Genomic DNA, 22,258 nt, shown 5'->3' with positions numbered 1-22,258 from the left:
CTTTCAGGTTTTATTGAAACATGTTGAAAAAAAATACCCCGGTTTGTGGCCGGGGCATTTTTCTATTCGTGTTAGCTCGATTACAGCTTGCCAGAAAGCTCTTTGCTAGCTTTGAATTTGGCAACTTTTTTAGCTTTGATTTTGATGGTCTCACCGGTGAAGGGGTTACGGCCTTTGCGGGCAGCACGCTTCGACACAGAGAAAGTACCGAAGCCGGTCAGGGTGATTTTGTCACCTTTCTTCAGCGTCTTTTCAACAGCTTCCATGAAAGAAGACAAGGCAGTTCCCGCCGCTACTTTAGTGATACCAGCGTCATCGGCAATCTTGCTAATTAATTCAGCTTTCGTCATAGTTTTACTTAGTGTAAGTTTGTTGGGACGCAAATATAAAGGCTTTTTGTTTCCTGCAAATGCTTTGCGCGTAAAACTCCGATATTCATCTGTACCTTTTATACCCTACATTGTATATACAGGATATAAATAACACTAGTGTGCCTCGAGCCAGTTGTCAGCAATGCCTACCTCTACTTCCATCGGTACTTCAAGATTTACAGCGTGTTTCATCAAATAGACGATGCGTTCTTTTACCCGATCTTCTTCGTCTTTGTGTACGTCAAAGACCAATTCGTCGTGTACTTGCATGATCATACGAGACTGTAACTTTTCTTTTTCCATCCAGTGGTGAATGTTGACCATAGCGATCTTGATAATATCGGCAGCGCTACCCTGGATGGGCGCGTTGATGGCATTTCGCTCGGCGAACTGCCGTGTCGTCACGTTGCGGGAGTTGATGTCGCGCAGGTAGCGGCGACGGCCCAACAATGTTTCTACATATTCTTTTTCCCGCGCCGTATTGATGGAGTCATCCATGTATTGCTTAATAGCCGGGAACTCCTTAAAATACGAGTCAATGATCTCCGACGCTTCTGTACGCGAAATACCGATGTTCTGGGATAACCCAAAGGCAGTGCTACCATACAGAATGCCGAAGTTTACTTCTTTCGCCTTGCGACGCATGTCGGGTGTGACCTGGTCGAGTGCTACTTTGAAGACTTTCGCCGCGGTAGTAGTATGGATGTCGCGTTTGTTGCGGAAGGCATCGATCATGGTTTGATCTTTGGCAAACGAGGCGGCAATACGCAGCTCGATCTGCGAGTAGTCGGCGGACATAAACCGGTAGTCTTCGCCGCGCGAGACGAAGGCCTGGCGGATCAGGCGTCCCTTCGCCGTGCGGATAGGGATGTTTTGCAGGTTGGGGTTGTTCGAGCTCAGGCGTCCCGTGGCGGCTACCGCCTGGCGGTAGTCGGTGTGAATTCGTCCGTCGGTCTTGCTGATCATTTTTGGCAATGCGTCGACGTAGGTAGAGCGCAGCTTTTCAAACTCACGGTAGTCCAGGATCTTGCGTGCGATGTCATGCTTAGGAGCCAGGGTAAGCAGAATTTCTTCCCCTGTAGCGTATTGGCCCGACTTGGTCTTTTTCGGCTTTTCAATGAGCTTCATCTTTTCGAAGAGCACTTCTCCCAGTTGTTTCGGCGAGCCAATGTTGAACTCGGTGCCCGCCATGGTATATACATCGCGTTGTACCTTGTCGCTTTCCTGGCGTAGCTCGTCTGACATTTTACCGAGGGCGTTGGTGTTGACCTTCACACCCTCGTATTCCATGGCGGCCAGTACGAGGGTCAACGGCATTTCGGTTTCGGCCATGAGCTTGATGTGGCGCCGGCTTTCGAGCGCTACGCGTAGCTTGGGGCGTAGCTGGATCAAGAGATCTGCGCGCTCACACAGCCGCTCGCGGAGGTCGGTGTGATGGTCGGGCAGCAGATCGTAGTTGAGGTATAGTGAGGCGATGCTATGCAGATCGTGTGAGGCTTCGGGCTCGATGAGATAGTGCGCTATCATGCTGTCAAACAGCGGGCCTTTTACTTCAGCACCGGCTTTCTTCAGCGCCAGCACGGTATGTTTAATGTTATGGCCAATTTTCAGGATCTTATCGTTCTGTAATATCTCCTGAAAGTTTCGGATAATCTCGTCGCGCAGCTCGTTTGTGCCGGCTTGCAGAAAGTATGCTTCGTTCTCGCGGTAGCTAATGGCCAGGGCCTTTAGTGTATAGTCAAAGTTGGTCAGGTCATCGGTAATGGTTTCGATCGCGAACGCTGTCTGGTCTTTCAATCTTTCGACGAGGGCTTTCTGTTGCTCGCTGGTGTCAATGACCTGGTATTGTATAGTGCCTTGCGCCAGTGTGCGTTTTTCGGAAGGGACGTCTGCCGCTATTTCGGTTTCAGCGCTGCCTCCGAACATCGACAGTTGTGCATCCTGGGGTTTGGCGGCGGCCTGTGCGTTAGGCGCCGCATCGCCATAGGCGCGTTGGGCAATATTCTTAAACTCCAGCTCGTCGAAGATGGGCTTCAGTACCTCTACGTTGGGTCCTTTGTAACGCAGCGCTTCTTCGTCGAAGGCCACTGGTACGTCGGTGATGATGGTCGCCAGCTTTTTGGAGAGCAGCGCCTGGTCGGCGTATTGTATGACCGATTCCTTCTGTTTTCCTTTGAGCTCGTCGGCGTGGGCGATAATGCCTTCTACGCTACCATATTTTTTTAGTAAGACAGCAGCTGTCTTCGGACCAAAGCCTGGAATACCCGGAATGTTATCGGATGTATCGCCTTGCAGGCCCAGCATGTCGATGACCTGCGACACATTTTCGACATCCCATTTTTCGCATACCTCCTTTACGCCGAGGATATCCACGGCGTTGCCCATGTAGGCGGGCTTGTAGAGGAATACACAGTCATTTACGAGTTGGCCGTAGTCTTTGTCGGGCGTCATCATGTACACTTCAAAGCCCTGGCGGCAGGCCTGGTAGGACAGCGTACCGATCACGTCGTCGGCTTCGTAGCCATCCATTTCGAGAATGGGTATGTTAAAGCCGCGGATGATCTCTTTGCATTTGGGAATGCCATACCGGATGTCTTCGGGTGTCTCCTGGCGGTTGGCTTTATATTCTGCGAAGATCTCGTCGCGAAAGGTTTTGGTGGGTGTGTCGAACGCAATGCCGATGTGTGTCGGCTTTTGTTTTTGCAGGACTTCCAACAGCGTATTGGTAAAACCAAACGGTACCGATGTATTGATTCCTTTGGAGTTGATGCGTGGCGTTTTTGTAAAAGCGAAGTGTGCGCGATAGATCAACGCGTAGGCGTCCAGCAGGAAGAGTTTTTTGTCAGGGCTACTCATAGCCTGCAAAGTTGGAAAAGATGACTAAATAATCACGACCGGGCGAGAAATAAAAAACGATTGAAAAAGTCTGCCGCGGCGTGGATTACAAGTGCCTCAATTCGGCGACCTGATCGAGCATCCAACCGGTAAGACTGCGGCGTTCGCGGGTGGCTGCGATCACTTCGTGCTCAATCTGGTCGCTGCGGAAACACACCAGCCGGCCTGCCAGTGGAAGAAAGTCCACGGTTTGGTCGGACAGGTACATGCGCAATTGGCCGCCGTGCTCTTCGCGCCAGTCTTCGTTCAGGTAACAGATCACCGACAGTTTACGGTGGTCGTCTTTTTTGAACTGGTCGAGGTGACGTTTGTAGAAACTGCCGGGCGGGTACACGGTCATGTGCACTTCGTAGTCTTTCAGACTGAGGAAGAGGCCGCGGTTGACGGCCTGGATCAATGCCTGAAGCTTGTCAAGATATACCTTCACCGGCGCCGGCGCTGTGTTGCGGTCTACCCACTGAATGTAATCGCCGCGGATGGCTTCGTTGATTTGAAGGTCCTGGTTTTTGCCGATGCCGGCTTTCTTAAACGAGGCGGCCGCCTCGTGAAAGGCATCGAGGCCCACGATGGCTTTTACCTCTTCCGGTTCCAGGAAATTGTCAATGACGGCATATCCCTGCTCTGCCAGCCCGTCTACAATGCGCTCCAAGGTGTCATTCATGGGTGCAAATGTACATCGCTTGCGCTATTGTCCGACGACAAAAACCGCATTGGCAAATAACATTTTTCCATCTTCCCAGAAACTGCGGAACAGCGGGTTGTCGGCCAGGTATACAATGTTGCCTCTTCGACGCTCCTCCACACCAAATACCAGACTATTGGTCACCCGCTGATTGGCACGTGCACCGGCAAAGCCTTGCACGGGACGAGCCTTTCCGGGCAGAATCCCTACATTCCAGCCGTGTTCCAGGTAGGCGTAGTGTAATTCGTTGGTTTTAAGAGAATAGTACACAGGGCTCAATCCGAAGGCCAATGGATGCGAGTTGTCGAGCTGTAGTTTGTATATAGCGCCGGAGATAACATTGGAGATATCGCGGCGCTCCACGGTCTCAAAGCGCTGCAGGGCGTCTTGCTTTTCTAATTTCTCTTCGGACTTTTCCGCTTCTTCGCGCTCTTCGTTAGAAGCAAAAGTTTTTAAGGCAAAGCCTTTTTTGTCTTCAAAGGTGGTGAGGCCATTCCCAATCACAATGAGCTTCCCTCCTTCACCGACCCAGGCTGAAAGCACCTCGAGGTATTTTTCGTCGAGCGAGGTGTAGGACCCTTCGGGGACGATGAGCACGGTATATTTGCTGAGGTCTGTGCGTTTAAAGTAGCTGGTGTGTAGCAGCGTGAGCGGGTAGTGCAGCTGCTGTTCGAAGAAGTGCCATACTTCGCCGGTTGACAGCGAGTGTGTTTCATCGCCGGTAAGAAGCGCCACCTTTGGCGGCTTGAGGTAATGCACGAACACTGAACCTATATCTTTGCCGCGATCCATAAACCCGGTGGTGGTGGTAAAGAGGCGACGGCCCATGCGGGTAGCCAGGTTGACGATCAGGCTATCGAAGCGCTCCAGCTTCTCGTTGTTCTTGCGTGTGACGACCAGCGTGCCCGGCTCGAAGTCCTGACCGCCGGTGCTGAAGGCGAGCGCCGACGAGCGAACTTTAATGCCCTGCTGCATCATGGCCGACAGGAAGGCCACGTCTTGCATGCTTTGGTATTTGAAGATATAGGCATACGGCTTGCCTGCCGGCGCAGCGGGTGGCTGTACCGGTGCTTTGTAGGGCTTCCCTATGGTCAGGCGCTCGGGCAACGCATAGGCTTTCAGGTTGCTGGCGTAGAAGGGATTCCAGGCGGTGATGTCATAGGTCAGGGAATCGGCCAGGACTGACTGCGGCTCGAATACGGCGGTGATAAAGCGTGACTTTGGTTGATAGATGTTGAACACCAGGTCCTCGGTAGCGATGTTTACTGCACCGTTGCCTTGCGTTTGGAAATCAAAGCCCCGCGTGCTACGCCCTGCGGTTACATGCCCGTAACGGATGCCATGTATGTCGAGCCACCGCGTGAGGCGGTCCAGCTTGTCAGCATTGTTGGTGGCTTTGACGACGTAGCTTTTGTACGGCGCGGTGGGTGTAGTATTGTTTTCGCGGAAGTATTTTTCAAATTCATCCACCACGCGTGTAGCATTCTGCGATGCCACTTCCACGGTCGACAGGCCCGTGGTGACGTGATGTGTCAGACGGTCGTGGAGCGTGAGGATGTCTTCGTCCCTGGTATGGATGCTTAGGCCGCGTTGTCCGCCTTGCTCATAGGTCATGCCGATGGCGCCGTTGTACGTTGGGTATGTATCGCCATAACTGGGGTAGTATAGATCGAAGACTTCTTTGGTGAAGTAGAGCCAGCCGTTCTCGTCGAAATATTTTGCGTGGTTCTTGCCGATCATGCCTTGAAAGGTGCGCTGCCATCCTGAGATGACTTCGTGGAAAGGTTCGGCGGCCGGGGCAAAGAAGTATGGGTAGTTATACCCTTGCTCATGGAAGTCCACGTGTATGTGCGGCATCCAGGTATTGTATAGTTTGATGCGCTGTTGCGTTTCTTGTTGTGTGGCCCACGCCCAGTCGCGGTTCAGGTCGAAGAAGTAGTGATTGGGGCGACCGCCCGGCCACGGCTCACGGTTCTCTTGTGCTTCGGGACTGGGGTTGGGTGGAAAGTTGCCATATTGATTGTAGAAGTGCACATACCGGTCGCGACCGTCGGGGTTCAGACACGGGTCGAGAATGACGACTGTGTTTTTAAGCCATGCTTGTGTTTGCTGGTTCTGCGGGTTGCTCAGCGCATACAGCGTTTCGAGTGCTGCTTCGGTGCCGCTGGCTTCATTGCCGTGTACATTGTAGCTAAGCCATACAATCGCTTTTTTGTCGCCTGTAGCGCTGCCGTCGGTCAGGCCCGTGCGCCGCAGGTTGTTGGTGCGGATTTGTTCCAATTGCGAGAAGTTCTCCGGCGCGGTTACGATGGCGTAGATCAGCGGGCGATGTTCATAGGTTTCTCCGTATTGCACCACGTCTACGTTGGGCAACGCTTCGGCCACGTGCTTGTAATATTCCACCACGCGATGGTGATATGTAAAGCGGTCGCCGGGCTCATATCCTAAAAACTCGCGGGGGCTTTGAAGACGTGTCTGGGCGGTGGCGGCCAGGCATAGCCCCACCGCGGCGAGGGTGAGCTGGCATTTTATCAAGCGAAAGAGGTTCATGTAGCGAAAATAGGGAAACATTAATGTCGTTGTATACGAATTGTTTAAAAGGCGATCCGGTTACAGGCTGCGGCCGCGTACGTGGATGGTCGTACCTGCTTCCTGTACAAAGGTGAGCGTGGCGCCGATCGCTTCTGCCCGCCGCTTCATGTTGCGCAGGCCGTGGCCTTTGCCGGAACTGTCGGTTGGCAGTCCCTTGCCGTTGTCTTGTATCGTCAGCGTTAGCGTTCCTTTGTCGTCACTAAAAAGAATGGCAACACGGGTGGCCTGGGCGTGCTTGACGATGTTGTTGACGGCCTCTTTGAAGATTAGGTATATATTCTGTTTGGTAGCAGGGTCGAGGACTTTTGTCAGTTCGAATTTGCCGGTGTGAAATTCCAGTGTGATGTTCCGCGTTTGCAGCATTTCAATGGCAAAGTCTTTCATGCGCAGGACCAGCGCTTCGACTGTATCGTATCGGTTATCGATGGACCACACAATATCGCTCATGGTGCTGACCACTTCGCGGCTTAGTGTCCCAATGTTTTTTAAGTAACTGCTGCTCTCGGTGCCGACGGTTGTGCCATTTTGTACCAGCTCGGAATAGATCGAGATGCGCGTCAGGCTCGAGCCCACTTCGTCGTGCAGGTCACTGGCGATCTTGTTTCGCAGGCGTTCTACCTTAAGTGACTGTTCCAGGCGGTATCGGTGGGCTGCGTAGATCAACAATCCACAAAAAACAATGGCCAGGGCAATGAACCACCCGGTTTTCCAAAAGGGCGGGTGAATGACCAGATTCATGGTAGCACCGGGCTCTGTCCAATAGCCATCTTCGTTGGCGGCTTTGACGCGAAAGGTATAGCGGCCAGGATCGAGGTTGGTATAATGTGCCTGGCGGGCAGTGCCCGCGTCGATCCAATCGGCATCGATACCTTCCAGCTTGTAGCGATAGCGGATCTTTTCCGGGGACGAAAATTCCAGCGCGGCAAAGCGGATGGTTATATAGTTCTGATCGTAGTCCAACGCCAGCGAGGGCTCGGGGGTAAAGACCTTATCGAAAATGGAATACGATTGAATGATCAGTTGGGGTGGTACAGTATCGGGTTGGATCTGCGCCGGATCAAAGACCGAGAAGCCTTTTACGCCGCCGAAGTAAAACTGGCCACGACGGCTGCGCAACGAGGCGTTGGCGTTGAACTCGTCGTCTTGCAATCCATCCTCCTTGGTATAATTCCGGAAGGTGTAGGTCTGCGGGTTGAACTTGCTAAGGCCTTTGTTGGTACTGATCCAATAAAAGCCGGCGGGGTCGTGCAGCATTTCGTAGGCGACGTTGTTGGCGAGGCCGTCTTTTTCAAAGAAGTGCCGGAACTTACCTGTGTGTACGTTCAGGCGATTTATACCGGAGTGCGTACAAATCCAAAAGATGCTATCGCTCTCTTGCGTAATGCTTGATACCATCTGGTCACTCAAGCCGCTGGCGTTTTTGCGGTCGTATCGATAGTGTGTGAAGGCGGAGGTCTTTTTATCGTAGACGCTAATGCCGCCGCCCATAAAGCCAATCCAGACGTTGCCCTGGCGATCTTGCATGATGGAGTTGATGAAGTCGGAGCCGATACTGCCGGGGTCGGTCTTACTCATGCGGTAATGTGTGACGGCCTCTGTGCGGGGGTCGTAGTGAATGAGGCCTTCGTCGTATGTACCTATCCACAATGTGCCGTCGCGGTCGCGGAGCACTTCTTTGATGAAAGCGGTCTTACCCAAGGGAGAGGGATGGCTGCCCAGAAAGAACCGGGAGCGTCCGGTGTGTTTATTGTACCGGATCAACCCGTTGTTGAACGACGCGATCCAGAAGACGCTGTCCGTATAGATGAGGCGTTGCACGTTACTGGCGAGGTTACCCCGGTCGTCGTGTATGATTACGTGACGAAAGGTGCCTGTGACGGGATCGTAGACGTTTAGCGGCCCGCTCTCGCCACCGATCCAGATCTTGCCCTCGTCGTCTTCACAGAATGACCATACGCTGTTCTCGCTCAGGCTATTCTTGTTGTCAGGCTCACTCTCGTACGAGCGGAATATATTCTTGCGTGGATCGTATTTATCTAATCCGTTGCCAGCGACCCAAACCATGCCGTTGCGATCTTGTAACAACGCATAGATCGTATTGCTGCTGATGCTGGAGCCCTGGTTAGGATGATGATGGTAGGTACGAAAGGTCTGCGCGGTGGCATCCCAAAATTTCAGGCCTTTGTTGGTGCCGATCCAGATGTTGCCTTGTGCGTCGCCGAGGACTTTGTTGATGTCGTTGGCTACAAACTCGGGTATACGCCGGAATTGGTTTGTTTTTTTGTTAAACTGAAAGAGCCCGCCCTGGTAGCTACCGATCCACAGGTTGCCTTGTGTGTCTTCGGCAATCGATGTGATCTGATTGCCGCCCTGAAACATATTGTTTTCCGTGGAATAGTAGTGCTGGAAAGAAACATTGCCGTTCGCGTCTTCCAGCACGCGGTTCAGGCCGCCGTTCCAGGTGCCCACCCACAGGGTACCCTCGCGGTCACAGAAGATGGCGCGCACATAGTTGTCGCTGATCGTGCGCTGGTCGTCTGCGTTGTGCCGGAACTGGCGGAAGGTGTTGGTCGTGTCGTTGTACAGGCTTAGACCGCTACCCCAGGAAGAAACCCATATCCGGTTTTTGTTGTCGCGCAGGACGTAGTTTGTGCGGTTGCCGCTGACCGTGGTGGAGTCGTTGGGTTTGTTATAGTATTGTACAAAGCGGTTCTCTTTGCGTACATACTTGCAAAGGCCCTGGAAGGTGCCAAGCCACAGGTCGCCATGGCGATCTTCTTCCACGCTCCAAATCCAGTTATGCGTGAGGGTGGTGCTGTCGAACGGGTCGTTCTTAAACACCTTGAACTCGCTTCCATCGAACCGGTTCAAACCGTCTTGTGTGCCGATCCAGAGGTATCCTTCGCTGTCGTGCAGCATGCAATAGGCTTGCGACTGCGAAAGACCCTCGCGGCCGGTGACATGATCAAACCGGAAAGATTGTGCTGTGACGTGCAGCGCGACGGCAAATAATAACAGTAGAAGGGTGTGTTTTAGGTTCACGGTAAGTACATGCGGAACAACGAATTTACGCGATCAAGGTTAGGAAAGGAATTGTCGGAGCACGGAATTTATTTGGGAAAGATAGCTTTTCCCGAAAAGATTAACGTGCACGAGCAACGGGTATAGATTATACAGGCTAAAACGGTCGCGGTAGCCGGGCAACAGCGGCCAGGCTTCGAGGTAAGCTTCCAGGAAAGCAGGCTCAAACCCGCCAAAGAGCGTGGTCATGGCCAGGTCTACTTCCCGGTGTCCGAAATAAACGGCAGGATCGATAAGACACGGTATACCCTGTTGCGCCGCCATGATGTTGCCACTCCACAAGTCACCGTGCAGTAGCGACGGTTTTTCTTCGGGTAATAAGTCGGGCAACCGGGTGTACAACGTTTCAAATTGGTTCACCAGCGCGGTATCGGCCAGACCCGCTTGCCTGGCGCGTGTCAGTTGTGGTTGCAGGCGTTGGCGGATGAAGAACTGTATCCATGAGTCATGGAGCGTATTCGCCTGGGGTAGCGAACCAATATAATTAGCCAGATCGAGGCCAAACGAAGGTCCCGTGGTTGCGTGCAGCTGAGCAAGCTCCTGTCCTGCGCGTTCCCAGTAATCTTTCGGGCGGTGTGCCGGCTCCAAGTATTCCAGTAAGAGAAATTGATCGCTGCTGCCCTCTCCAGAAGCCACCACATCGGGTATGTAAAGCGTGCGTGTGTCACGCAGGAGGCTGAGCCCTTTCGCCTCGGCGGCAAACATGCCCGGCAATGTATGAGCATCATTCCACTTTAGAAAGAAGGTGCCGACGGAAGTACTGAGCTTACCTCCCTGGTTGATAGACCCCCCTCCAACCAGTATAAAATCTTCTAATACAACGTCACCAGTATATCCCCCGGGGTAGGCCTGCTGCAGGGCGGCCGTCGCGCCCCGCTGAACGTCGTTGGGAATATCGCGTGTCATGCCTATAAAAAGCTCCAACCGACCTTTACCCCTGCATAATAATTCACCGGCATGGCGGCGTTATAGTAGCGTGAGCCTACGGCGTTGAGGTCGTTGCCCAGGCTGTAGCGCTCATCCAGGGCGTTGTCTATGCCTGTGAAGACATCCAGCGCCAGCTGATTCCAGGTCTTTTTGTAGCCCAGCTTGCCGCCGATCAGCATGTAGCTGTCAGCGTAGGCGGTGTTGGCGTCGTCCAGCGGAACGCGGTCTGTATAGGTGCCGGTGGCATTCAGATAGAGGCCCGCACGTAATGCGAGGTCGAAGCCCACTACCCGCACGTTGGGCGATACACCGGTCAGGTCGTTACCATCGAGGTTTACGTTGTCTTTCACGTAATCCTCAAAGGTATAGCGGTTCCAGGTCAGGCTGGTCCAGGCGCGGATGTTCGAGAGCGCGGAGGAGGGATTGAGATTCGGTGTCCAGGCGATCACCACTTCAGCGCCCTGCTGTGAGGTCTTGCCGGCGTTGATGAAGTACTCGCCGCCGTCGTCGGTGTGGCGGATTACAATTGTTTCACGCAGGCCAAAGTCATATACGACGGCGTCTACCGACAGCGTTTTGTGGAACCATGCGCCGCGGATGCCCGCTTCGAAGTTGGTACCGCGCTCGGGTTTCAGGTTTGTGTCGAAGAAGCCGGCTGACGGGTAGAGCTCTTGCACGGTGGGCGGTGAGTAGCCCTGGCTGAAGCTGCCGTGGAGAGACAGGTTGTCGTTTAGCTTTTTGAGCAAGGCTATGCGCGGTGAGAATACAGCGTCGAAGTCGCTGTCGCCCGTTACGTTGGGTACGTCGGAGTAGCGTTTGAAGTCTACTTTCAGTTTGTTGATGCTACCGCCGAGGGTCAGGAAGAAATTGGCGGGTAGAAAGAACTCGGTTTGTGCGAAGGCAAAGTAGGTGGTGATGGCAATCTCATCGTCGGTTTGCAGCGCTCCGCTTTGTCCTTGATTGTTATCATATACCCGGACGGGTGAGAAGCTGTGTTGGAACTCGCCGCCAAAGGTGAGCTTGCCTTTGGCAAAATTGTACGCGGTGCTGGTGCGGCCGCCAAAGCCTTGCTCGGCACGACGCTCATAGTTCCGAATAGTAGGGTTATCGAACTGCGTGAGGGTGCCGTAAAAGCCTGTGCGGTTAGACCAGTGATTGCTCCACTGGTGCTGGTAGCTTAGGCCCGAGTAGAAGGTTTTGTTGTAGATGGTCGCGTGTTGATCGATCGCGCTGGGGTTCGGGCCTCCTGCCGGGCGTGCTTGCTTCGGGTCTTCGTCGTATTGTTGTTTGGTCAGCGCACCCGGTGTTTGGTATAGCAGGTCGGAATATAGCATGTATACTGACAATGCAGACTTGTCGCTCAGCGTGAAGTTACTTTGCAGTTGTACTGCGTCGCGGGCCATGCCAGTCTGCTGACGATAGCCGTCGGATTCCTGGTGGGCGTAGAGCAAGCGGCTATAGGCCTTGTCTGACTTTATCCGTGCTTGTACGTCGTAACGACGCAATCCATAGCTTCCTACGAGGGTAGAAATATCTACACCGCTTTGGATGGGAGGGGCATTGTTTAACATCAGTACGCCGCCTGTGCCGGCGCCGTATACACTTGTACCCGGACCTTTGATAATCTCGGCTTGTTGTACTGCCTGCAGGTCGAACAAGTTTAGGTATGTATTGCCGCCGGCGTCGGTAAACGGCAGGTCGTTCCAGTACACTTTTACATTGCGGACGCCAAAAGGCGAACGGACGGCGCTGCCGCGGATCGCCAACCGGTAGCTGCCGGGTGAACGTTCTTCCATCCGCACACCGGGTACGGTATTTAACGAAGGAAGCAGGGAGGCATCGCTGAAGCGTGCCAGGTCGCGCTGCCCTAAAAAGGCGACGGAAGCAGGGATTTCAGACAAAGGCCGGTCGTATTGATAGGCTTGTATTGTGACCTCTCCCAGTACCCTTGTGGTGTCTGCGAATGTGTTTTCACGCTGGGCAACCGCTGAAAGGGAGAGGGTTGTACATAAAAAGATAATAAAACGGCGTATCATTGTGCTCGATTGAAGAAAATAGAAGGGAAAGATAGCGGAAATTAGGTCGCAGCGGCAGGGTTTTTGATGGAAGGTCAGAACCAAATGCCTCATTATCTGGTTATAACAGTATAATTAACAAAAGTATTATCATGGGAAGACCTCCAGTATTACCGAAGAAGAAAAAGGACGGATTCTGGCTCGAGTTGAGAAACAAAGGAGCCAAGACGGGGATTATTATCATTCGAGATACGGAAGAAGCGATGATGCAGGCTGCCCGTCAATATCAAAACACCAAAGATGTAGTGATCCTCGGTGAGCACCGTAATGGTAAAAAAGTTGAGGACGCCTCTGGCGGCGCTAAAAAGAAGAAAACCTTATCAAAAGCCGCCTAGTAAGGGCGGCTTCTTATTTTCCTCCAAAGTCTTGTAATACCGCTTCTACGGGCCGTACACCCGGAAAGAACTCTAATACACGCAGCATAACCCGGTCTACCAGCGTATCCGGACAGGACGCGCCACTGGTCAGGACAATCTTCACGGGACTTTTGCCGGGCAAAAAATTTGTTGTGACCACTTTCTCCTTTGCGTGGTAGTGATAGTGGTGGATCTCGTGGGGCGATTTTATCTCGTGCTCCGAATTAATAAAATAAGTGTTGAATTTACGTTCGCAGAGCTCCACGATGTGTGAAGTGTTCGAGCTGTTATAGCCGCCCACCACTATGGCCAGGTCGGCATCGGTTTCGAGCAGCTGGTAGGTAGCGTCCTGGTTGTCGTTGGTGGCGTAGCACAGGGTATCGCGTGTATCGGCAAAATGCTCGCGCAAGGTATCGACACCATATACATCAATCATGATACTGCGGAAGTAATCGGCGATGGCTTGTGTCTCTGTCGCCAGCATCGTTGTTTGATTGACCACCCCAATGCGGCGCAAATCTATTGCAGGATTAAAATCGACCGAATGTTTGCCTTTAAACTCTTCCAGAAACTCCGCCGGCTGTTTGTGGCCAAGCATATACTCGCCCAGCGCGCGGGCTTCTTCCATATCGCGCACAATTACCGACGGCGCATTCTGCGCGCTGTGTGAAAACGTAGCGCGTGTCTCTTCGTGGCGCGGCTTGCCATGAATGATCACGGTATAGCTATCCTTGCCTAGCTTTTCGGAGCGGTTCCATACTTTCTCCACGAAGGGGCAGGTGGTATTGTATTTCTGTACTTCGATGCCTTTGTCGAGCAGCAAGTGCTCGATCTCAACGGTGGTACCAAAGGCGGGAATGATCACGACATCTTCCGGGCGCAGGGCATCCCACGGAATGAGCTGATTGCCGTCGGTGTCCATGATGAACTCGATGCCGCGGCTTTGTAAATCGTTGTTTACCTCCTGGTTGTGGATCATCTGGCTTAAGAGAAATACGCGTTTATGCGGGTTTTCTTCCAGGGCGCGGTAGCTGATCTCGATGGCATTTTCCACGCCGTAGCAGAATCCAAAATGGCGTGCGATGTAGAATTGAACTGGTCCGAAGTCCAGTACAGTGGGGGTAAAATCCTGTTTGCGCAGGTCTTTTATTCGGCGTGCTTCTTTGATCTTGCCTGTGATGGAAGACCGGTAATACGCGGGAATTTCAAACTTTTTAATAACAATAGCTTTTACTCTAACTGCAAAGTTAGGGATGTTGCGGGTAAAAAACGGAGTAATTACCCGTTAATAGTTACTAGGGATGAGAACATCCTGATATGTGGCTATTAACGGGTAAGGACTATAGTTTCTATGCAGCTTTTGAGAGCTTGTCTTCTTTGATCTTGTTGGTGTGGATCTCCTTTGTTTCGAGATCAAACCATTTTACTTCAACGAAGTTGTTCTTAATGTACTTTAAAACTTCCACCACTTTCCCGTCGATCTTGCTGCGAACACGTTCGCCTTTTTTAAAAAGTCTCCTCATATGTGTGTGTTACCTATAAGATTACATCCTAAAGGCGTAATTGAACTCTCTTGGCAGGTCTTCGTAGATGCCGGAAAGAATTACCATTTCGCCCGGTTTTTTCTTCTTCAGTAGTTCGTTAAACTCTTTAACGGATTTCACCTGCACTTCGTTGACTTTCGTAATGATGAAGCCTTCACGAATATCGGTGTGCTTGGCTAGTTTGCCGTTGCTGAGTTCTTTTACCCGAACACCGTTCTCAATATCCAATTTTTTTAGAACATTTCCATCAATATTTTCTACCTCCAGCCCAAGGGCCGCAAAACCATCACGCTCTTCCGGTTTTACCGCGACAGTATTACCGTCGCGGTTCTTTAATGTTACGGGAAGCGTCATCTCTTTGCCATGGCGGTTTACGACCATGTTCACTTTATCGCCCGGGCGGTGACGGCCGATGTATTCAATCAGCGCAGCGCTGGACCGAATAGGCGTTTCGTCAATTTTAGTAACCACGTCGCCTTCCTTCAATCCGGCATCTTTGGCAGAGCTCTTTTCAGCAAAGGCAGAGACGTAAGCACCTTCGTTTACAGTCAGGTCTTTTTCTTTCACCAGGGCGCTGTTTACGCTCGCAATCGATACTCCCAACCACCCGCGCTGCACTGCCCCGAACTGGATGAGGTCCTCGGTGATCTTGCTCACGATGTTAGCCGGTACTGCAAAACCATACCCGGAGTATGAACCGGTCGGGCTGGCAATGGCGGTGTTGATACCCAGCAGGCCGCCGTTGAGGTTTACCAGTGCGCCGCCGCTGTTGCCGGGGTTGATGGCCGCATCGGTTTGAATAAACGATTCAATGGCGGTGTTTCCTTCCTGCGAGTTGCGTTGCAAAATGTTGATGTTTCTCCCCTTTGCGCTGATGATACCCGCCGTGACGGTGGAGTTCAGGTTGTAAGGGTTGCCGACGGCCAGTACCCATTCGCCTACCTTTGATTTGTCAGAATCGACGAAAGAAAGGTGCGGTAAACCGGTTGCCTCGATCTTGATCAAGGCAATGTCTGTATCGGGGTCGGTACCGATCACCTCGGCTTTCAGTGTACGGTTGTCAGAGAGTGTTACTTCCACCACGTCGGCATCTTGTACCACGTGGTTGTTGGTCACGATATAGCCCTTTTCATTGATGATCACACCCGAGCCGGAGCTTTGACTGGGGCCTTGCGGACCACGGGGCCCGAAGAACTCGCGGAAGGGATCATATCCCTCGGCGGGCGCTTCACTGCGACGCGGGGCGTCTTGCGTAGACTGAATGAATACGACTGCGGGCGTTACGGCTTCGGCAGTTTGCGTGAAATCCAATGGAACGGCTTGCCCATGTTCATCAACCCTGTAGGCGACCTGCGTCGTCGGCACGCCGCTCATATACTCCAACTTCACGGGTTTGTTGTTGTCAAGCCACTGTACGATGGCCACTGTGCTGGCGCTTCCGAGCACTGCGGCTAAAAAAAGAGATGCGAATCTTTTCATAATCACGTTTTTATTAGCGGTTCATTGCATATCAAAAATCAGGCAACAAGCCCTCGTCAGAAATTTTGTCAGCACGGCCGTGTCAGGAGCGACTTTTTTGCTGATTTTTTATGCAGTAGTACTATCTACGAAACTTTTCGGATTTTGGTTCAAGGATCTTTTCAAACGGTTTTTTGGGTGTTTCGTGCTGATTTATTGAGGATGAAAATGCTCGGTGGAAAGTTGAAAGAAGAGCGCGGTTTTTGGGGAAATGTTGAAGGACCTATTGCCAGACCCCCTCTATGCTAAAGTCAGCTATATGTCGGGTATAGCTAAGGTATGGCTATGGTATAGGTTTGATACGGGTAATCCCTAGCTGGACCCTAGCGATGGTCTATTTCGGCTATGGTTTTGGCCTATGGCAACGTGGTGAAAAATAATAATAAATTAATATTTCGGGCAGGCCTACGGCAGGCGGGCCTGTTGGTTCAGGTCGGGGAAAGGCCATAACGTAAGGAGTGGGTACAACTGGAGGCTCGGGGCCGTTTACGTCTAGACGCTCAGCGAATACCAAAGCACTGTTGCCATTAACGAAATCAACCAGATCAGTAATAAAATACGCAAGCGTCGGAGACTCCTATTCGCAGACTCCTTTACATCATGGTTAGACCGCATGGGGTGGGGATACGATTGTTCCATATTTATACCCTCCGTTACGGAACTCGTTAGCTTTATGTTTGGCCCAATTTGGGTGATTTTTTAGCTATGACGCGCTTTTTAACAAACTCTTCACATGTTGGGAGAAAGCTTTATATCGTGTGCCCGCACAGAGAACGAACTGTTGTTTGGTTTTGGGCGATAGATACGTAGCTGAATGGCTTGTGGAAACCTGGCAGTTGTGGTCACAGGTCGCTGGCCCTGGGCGGGCCTCAGGCTTGCGCGAGCAATGCTTGATGGGGTAGCTTATGGCCTTCTTTTACGACGATTTGGGATCCTTCGGCGAGGAAGACGGAGGCTGGGGTGGTGGTTGCCAGGTGGGCGAACTCTGGGCCGTAGAGTGGGCCGAAGTCGACATTAACGATATATTGGGTTGCGGGTGGGTAAACGAGCCATGCGGGGTGCTCGACGCCGTATTCCGCGCTGCGGGCAGTGCCGATGCGGGTGTAGCCCCAATAGTGTTCTGTTATGAATTCTTCTTCACTACCTGGTTGTAACGGTGCGGGGGCATTTGCCGTAGTCAGGCTAATGCTGTTCCAGTCGTTGTGGTGCCAGCGATATTCCACCGTGAGGGTGTCGTTAGACTGTTCCCAACGGTGTGCCATGGGCATGGTCTGGTAGTTTTCGCGATAGATGGTGTTGGCTACAAACGTGAGTGCTGGCTTTGGCACAATCTCTTTGATGAACACCACGCCCCGACGCCAGCCGTCCACGGGGTGTTTATAGCGCACGTAGAAGCGCAGGTTTACTTCTTCGAAGTTGCTGTGAAAGGGGATGCGAAAGCCGCGCAGGCGCGTGTTGACGAACATAAAGCCTACTACGCTTACGTAACAGCGGCCTTGCCACAGGTCGAGCTCGGTGCCGACGGGTACGTGAGGTTGCAGTATGGCGGGGTCTACTACGTAGTTCACCATGAGCAACTTTTTCCATTCGGCGGTCAGGAATGTGCCGGCCATGTTACAAGTGCTTTTTGACTACCTGAATGTCGGTCTCGCCATTGAATTTTTTTACGAGGTGGCCATCGGCACTGTAGATGTATAGTGATGGAGTTTCGACGGGGCCGTAGGTACTGAGGATGTTGCCGAGGGTGGTTGTGCCGAAGTGTACGTTGCGGGAAGTGTTTAATTTGTATTCGGCGGCGAACTTTTTGATTTCGGCGGATGTAGCGGTAGTGACGAAGTAAATCTGGTACGCTTTGAAGGATGCGATGTTTTGCTGTATCTGGGTCGCTTCGCGCTGGCAGTGGTCGCAGTCAGGTTGATACATCACGATTACGGTTTTGCCCTTCAGGGTTTTGGCGGAAAAGGATTTGCCATCGAGGCCGGTGATTTGCAGGGCGGGCAGATCGGAGGTAACCTGTTGCGCATACGACGCGACGGTCAGCAGTAACGTTGCCAGGAGAAAAATTGCAGGTTTTATCATACGAGGAGAATCGTGAGCCAATATACGAGATAAGCGACCACGGCTACGCTGCCGTACAGCTTAATTACTTTGCGGCGGTTTTGAACGTCTTCCCACCACAGCATGATCCATGGCCGGAAAAGACCGATGAGCAGGAACAACCCGGCGGTGATGCTGATGTACAGAAAAAGCTGGCGGATAAAAAACATATGACTCGCAGCCTTAAAAATATCACTTGTATGCACTGGCACAAAATTTTCGAAAGCCATTATCTTTGTGTCTTCGTTTTACCGACGGGTCACGTTGCAGGCAAAACATTCAGCACACATTAACGTTTTAAACGATTCACGGATCAGGATACAGTGAGGGCGACCGATTTTATAAGTATTTACAAAGCGGATGGATTTGTCAAGACCGTAGCCGCAGGGATAAAGGCGTCTCAGGCGCAAGCTGTGCGCATTAAAGGGCTGGCTGGAAGCCTTGACGCTGTTATGGTAGCGGCCACTTTTAAGCTTCATCCACAGGATTACGTCATCGTTTTACAGGACCGTGAGGAGGCTGCGTACTTTCAAAACGACCTGCAAAATCTGCTGGATCGTGAGGTGCCGATCTTCCCGATGTCGTATCGTCGTCCGTACGAATACGACGAAACTGAAAATGCCAACATTCTGATGCGTGCCGAGGTACTGAGCCGCATTGCCAATAAAACGGCACCGGAGATCATCGTTACCTATCCTGAAGCGCTTAGCGAGAAAGTGATCAACAAGCGCTCGCTGGCGTCCAATACCTTTACAATTAAGCTGCAGGAGAATCTCGACATCGCTTTCCTGGAAGATTTTCTGCACACGTACGATTTTGAGAAGACCGACTTTGTGTACGAAGCGGGGCAGTTTGCCATTCGCGGCGGGATCATCGATATATTTTCATTTGCCAACGAGCTGCCGGTTCGTATCGAGCTTTTCGGTGACGAAGTGGACAGCATTCGTACGTTTGAGCCGGGCTCGCAGTTGTCGGTAGCACAGCTCGACAAGGTCAGTATCATCCCCAATGTACAGACCAAGCTCGTACAAGAGGAACGGCAGTCGCTTTTTGAGTTTATTTCGCCGGAAGCACGAGTGTGGTTCAAGGATGTTCAGCTTACGGCGGACATCATTCAGAAGAGCTTTGAGAAGGTTGCGGCCTCATTTGATAAGATCATTCGTGCGAGTGGGGCTCAGGTTGTCAGCGCACCGGAGAAGCTGTTTGATACACGTGATGCTTTTCTGCAGCGCATCAACGCGTTTGTGCGTGTGGAGTTTGGCAGCCGTGCCATTTTTCACGATGCGGCTATTTTTGATTATCCTTCGTCGGCACAGCCTTCGTTTAACAAGAATTTTGACATGCTGGCCACGGATCTGTACGATCAACAGGGTCATGGCTACAGTAATTTTATCGCGGCGGATGTACCGCGTCAGTTGGATCGCCTTAAGGGCATTCTGGAGGAGATCAACATCAGTCTGAAGTTCCAACCCCTGGAGTTTGCGTTGCGTCAAGGCTATGTGGACCAGCACATGAAAATGGTGTGTTATACGGACCACCAGATCTTTGAGCGTTTCCATCGGTACCGCGCCAAAGAAAAGTTTACCAAGTCGAAGGCGCTTACGCTGCGCGAGCTGCAAACGCTACAGCCCGGCGACTTTGTGACGCATATCGACTACGGCATTGCCAAGTTTGCCGGCCTCGAGAAACGCGATGTGAACGGACATGAGCAGGAAGCGATCCGCCTTGTGTTCCGTGATGATGATTTGATGTATATCAGCATTCACTCGCTGCACAAGATTTCGAAGTACTCCGGCAAGGAAGGTACGCCGCCGATCATGAGCAAGCTGGGTACGCAGGAGTGGGAGACGAAGAAGTCGAAAGTAAAACGACGCGTTAAAGATATTGCCAAGGAGCTGATCGAGCTGTATGCCAAGCGCAAGTCTGCGCCGGGGTATGCGTATTCACCCGATGGGTTTCTGCAAGCGGAACTGGAGTCGTCGTTTATCTATGAAGATACTCCTGATCAGGCCCGTGCGACTGAGGACGTGAAGCGCGATATGCAGAACCCACACCCGATGGACCGTTTGGTGTGTGGTGATGTAGGCTTTGGTAAAACCGAGGTGGCGGTACGTGCCGCGTTCAAGGCAGCGTCGGAAGGGAAGCAGGTGGCGGTGTTGGTGCCGACGACGATCCTCGCCATGCAGCACTACCGTACATTCCGCGATCGTTTGGCAAGCTTCCCGGTACGTGTCGACTATGTATCGCGCTTTAAGAGCGATGCCGATATAAAGGAGATTATTAAAGATACCGGTGAGGGAAAAGTAAATATCCTGATCGGCACTCACCGTATTGTGAGCAAGGACGTCAAGTTTAAAGACCTGGGGTTGTTGGTCATCGATGAGGAGCAGAAGTTTGGGGTTAAAGTAAAGGATCGCTTAAAAGAACTGAAAATTAGCGTCGATGTATTGACGCTTACGGCAACGCCTATTCCGCGTACACTGCACTTCTCGCTTATGGGTGCACGCGACCTGAGTGTGATCGCGACGCCGCCGCCTAACCGGCAACCGGTTACGACCGAGCTGCATACGTTTAACGAGGAGGTTATACGCGATGCTATCAGCAACGAGCTTCGTCGTGGGGGCCAGGTTTTCTTTGTACACAACCGGGTGAGCGACATCGAGTCAATGGCCAACACGATCTATAAGCTGGTGCCCGATGCGCGCATTGGTATTGGCCATGGCCAGATGGAAGGCGACAAGCTGGAAAAGGTTATGGCCCGGTTTATCGACGGCGAGTATGATGTGTTGGTGTCTACCAATATCATCGAGTCGGGTCTTGACATTCCTAATGCCAATACGATTATGATCAACCAGGCGCACATGTTTGGTCTCTCCGATCTGCACCAAATGCGCGGGCGTGTGGGGCGTTCAAATAAAAAGGCATATTGTTATTTACTGACACCGCCGGCGTCGCTATTAACGGCCGATTCGCGTAAGCGCCTGGGCGCGCTGGAAGAGTTTTCGGAATTAGGGGATGGCTTTAAAGTGGCTATGCGCGACCTCGATATTCGCGGGGCGGGTAACTTGTTGGGTGGCGAACAGACAGGTTTTATTACAGACCTGGGTTTCGACACCTATCACAAGATCCTCGACGACGCTATTCAGGAATTGAAGGAAACGGACTTCCGCGACCTGTTTGCTTCTGATCTTGCCGAGAAGATAAAGCTGATTGTACAGGACTGCGTTATTGAAACCGATCTGGAAATATTGATTCCAGAAACTTACGTGGCCAGCGTCACGGAGCGCCTACAACTGTATTCGCGGTTGGACAACATTGACAATGAAGAGGAACTGGCGAAGTTCGCCAACGAAGTACGCGACCGGTTTGGTCCGTTGCCGGCGTCGGTAGAGGAGCTCGTTAACACGGTGCGGCTACGCTGGCTCGGCGAAAAACTGGGATTTGAGAAACTAAGCTTGAAAAATGAAAAGCTGCGGGCTTATTTCATATCCACGAATGACACTTATTTCAGCTCCGATATCTTTGGTCAGGTCCTTTCGTTCGTGCAAAAGAACTCGAAGCAGTGTAAGATGAAGGATAGCGGCGGTAAAGCTATGCTTATCGTGGATGCGATCAAGACGGTCGATGCAGCGATCGACTTGCTTGGCCGGATGGCCGGTCAGGAGAGCAGGTCGGTCAAAGAGATTTTGTCCAAATAGGGCTTCAGGCCGAGCGTATTATCGAAGGCGTTGATCATCAACACTTTTTGGTGTTTTGGTGAATAAAACACCTCGATAAAAAAGCCCTCCGTGAAATACAGGAACACCTTGCAGTCTGCGAGAACGCGTTGCATCAGGTAATTTCCATGGAAGGTAATTACATCGCATTTTCGCTCAAAAGGCATCACGCGGAAATCGTCTAGTGTTAACATGGTTGGTTTTTGCAGGTGGTTAATCGAAATAATGTGCCATTTTTCCAACCGCCGAATTTGTTCACTAAACCGTACTTTTGACTGCTGGCCTTCCCAAAACTGGATACCATATTCCCGAAACAATTCCAGTGCCTTTTTGGCGTTTTAAAAACACATGCAAAACGCTTCAAAAACTTACTCGTTCGCTTTTATCAAAGATTCACGAATAAC

16 protein-coding genes are annotated in these 22,258 nt (G+C 51.8%); 2 read left to right on the top strand and 14 right to left on the bottom strand.

Annotated features, from left to right (window positions below; all coding sequences use genetic code 11):
- Nucleotides 1-80: 80 nt before the first annotated feature.
- The 7 genes from K7P01_RS11890 to K7P01_RS11860 form a co-directional block, all read right to left on the bottom strand.
- On the bottom strand, nt 81-452 hold the full coding sequence (locus K7P01_RS11890; protein WP_267295326.1) for an HU family DNA-binding protein: 372 nt from the start codon (nt 450-452) through the stop codon (nt 81-83).
- Nucleotides 453-485: 33 nt separating this feature from the next.
- On the bottom strand, nt 486-3,227 hold the full coding sequence (gene polA, locus K7P01_RS11885) for a DNA polymerase I (RefSeq protein ID WP_267293193.1): 2,742 nt from the start codon (nt 3,225-3,227) through the stop codon (nt 486-488).
- 85 nt (nt 3,228-3,312) lie between these two features.
- Nucleotides 3,313-3,927, bottom strand: a complete 615-nt coding sequence (locus tag K7P01_RS11880; protein ID WP_267293191.1) for a 2OG-Fe(II) oxygenase — start codon at nt 3,925-3,927, stop codon at nt 3,313-3,315.
- 24 nt (nt 3,928-3,951) lie between these two features.
- Complete coding sequence (locus tag K7P01_RS11875; RefSeq protein ID WP_267293189.1) at nt 3,952-6,519, bottom strand: M14 family metallopeptidase; 2,568 nt, start codon at nt 6,517-6,519, stop codon at nt 3,952-3,954.
- Nucleotides 6,520-6,558: 39 nt separating this feature from the next.
- Nucleotides 6,559-9,582: a sensor histidine kinase gene (locus K7P01_RS11870; protein WP_267293187.1), complete on the bottom strand. Its 3,024-nt coding sequence runs from the start codon at nt 9,580-9,582 to the stop codon at nt 6,559-6,561.
- A 39-nt stretch (nt 9,583-9,621) separates the two neighbouring features.
- Nucleotides 9,622-10,527, bottom strand: coding sequence for a fructosamine kinase family protein (locus K7P01_RS11865; RefSeq protein ID WP_267293185.1), 906 nt, complete (start codon nt 10,525-10,527; stop codon nt 9,622-9,624).
- A 2-nt stretch (nt 10,528-10,529) separates the two neighbouring features.
- Complete coding sequence (locus K7P01_RS11860; protein ID WP_267293183.1) at nt 10,530-12,449, bottom strand: TonB-dependent receptor family protein; 1,920 nt, start codon at nt 12,447-12,449, stop codon at nt 10,530-10,532.
- A 266-nt stretch (nt 12,450-12,715) separates the two neighbouring features.
- Between K7P01_RS11860 and K7P01_RS11855 the strand changes: the two genes are divergently transcribed.
- Nucleotides 12,716-12,958 carry a hypothetical protein gene (locus K7P01_RS11855; RefSeq protein WP_254082420.1) on the top strand — a complete coding sequence of 81 codons (243 nt, stop codon included), beginning with the start codon at nt 12,716-12,718 and terminating at the stop codon, nt 12,956-12,958.
- Between the two features lie 13 nt (nt 12,959-12,971).
- Here the strand turns inward: K7P01_RS11855 and K7P01_RS11850 are convergent, their stop codons facing one another.
- From K7P01_RS11850 to K7P01_RS11825, 6 genes are all read right to left on the bottom strand, one after another.
- Nucleotides 12,972-14,198, bottom strand: coding sequence for a 4-hydroxy-3-methylbut-2-enyl diphosphate reductase (locus K7P01_RS11850; protein WP_267295324.1), 1,227 nt, complete (start codon nt 14,196-14,198; stop codon nt 12,972-12,974).
- 130 nt (nt 14,199-14,328) lie between these two features.
- A complete protein-coding gene (locus K7P01_RS11845; protein WP_254082419.1) occupies nt 14,329-14,502 on the bottom strand; it encodes a hypothetical protein in 174 nt (57 codons plus the stop codon).
- A gap of 21 nt (nt 14,503-14,523) precedes the next feature.
- Nucleotides 14,524-16,002 carry a Do family serine endopeptidase gene (locus K7P01_RS11840; protein WP_267293180.1) on the bottom strand — a complete coding sequence of 493 codons (1,479 nt, stop codon included), beginning with the start codon at nt 16,000-16,002 and terminating at the stop codon, nt 14,524-14,526.
- A 908-nt stretch (nt 16,003-16,910) separates the two neighbouring features.
- Entirely contained in the window at nt 16,911-17,654 is a 744-nt protein-coding gene (locus K7P01_RS11835) for a YqjF family protein (protein ID WP_267293178.1), read from the bottom strand.
- A 1-nt stretch (nt 17,655) separates the two neighbouring features.
- Nucleotides 17,656-18,120 carry a peroxiredoxin family protein gene (locus K7P01_RS11830; protein ID WP_267293176.1) on the bottom strand — a complete coding sequence of 155 codons (465 nt, stop codon included), beginning with the start codon at nt 18,118-18,120 and terminating at the stop codon, nt 17,656-17,658.
- Nucleotides 18,117-18,308 (bottom strand): hypothetical protein, encoded by a 192-nt coding sequence (locus K7P01_RS11825; RefSeq protein ID WP_267293174.1) that lies wholly within the window; start codon nt 18,306-18,308, stop codon nt 18,117-18,119. Before K7P01_RS11825 ends, K7P01_RS11830 begins: the two co-directional genes overlap by 4 nt.
- Before the next feature lie 153 nt (nt 18,309-18,461).
- Between K7P01_RS11825 and mfd the strand changes: the two genes are divergently transcribed.
- On the top strand, nt 18,462-21,836 hold the full coding sequence (gene mfd / locus K7P01_RS11820) for a transcription-repair coupling factor (RefSeq protein ID WP_267293172.1): 3,375 nt from the start codon (nt 18,462-18,464) through the stop codon (nt 21,834-21,836).
- On the opposite strand, the gene K7P01_RS11815 is transcribed toward mfd, so the two are convergent.
- The gene (locus K7P01_RS11815) at nt 21,797-22,048 is read right to left on the bottom strand and encodes a hypothetical protein (protein WP_254082413.1); all 252 of its coding nucleotides are present in this window, start codon (nt 22,046-22,048) and stop codon (nt 21,797-21,799) included. The two genes, mfd and K7P01_RS11815, sit on opposite strands and share 40 nt — an antisense overlap.
- Nucleotides 22,049-22,258 lie beyond the last annotated feature (210 nt).

This window comes from Parachryseolinea silvisoli (assembly GCF_021190955.1).
Classification (GTDB): Bacteria; Bacteroidota; Bacteroidia; order Cytophagales; family Cyclobacteriaceae; genus Ohtaekwangia; species Ohtaekwangia silvisoli.
This window is presented reverse-complemented; position numbering and strand designations above follow the sequence as displayed.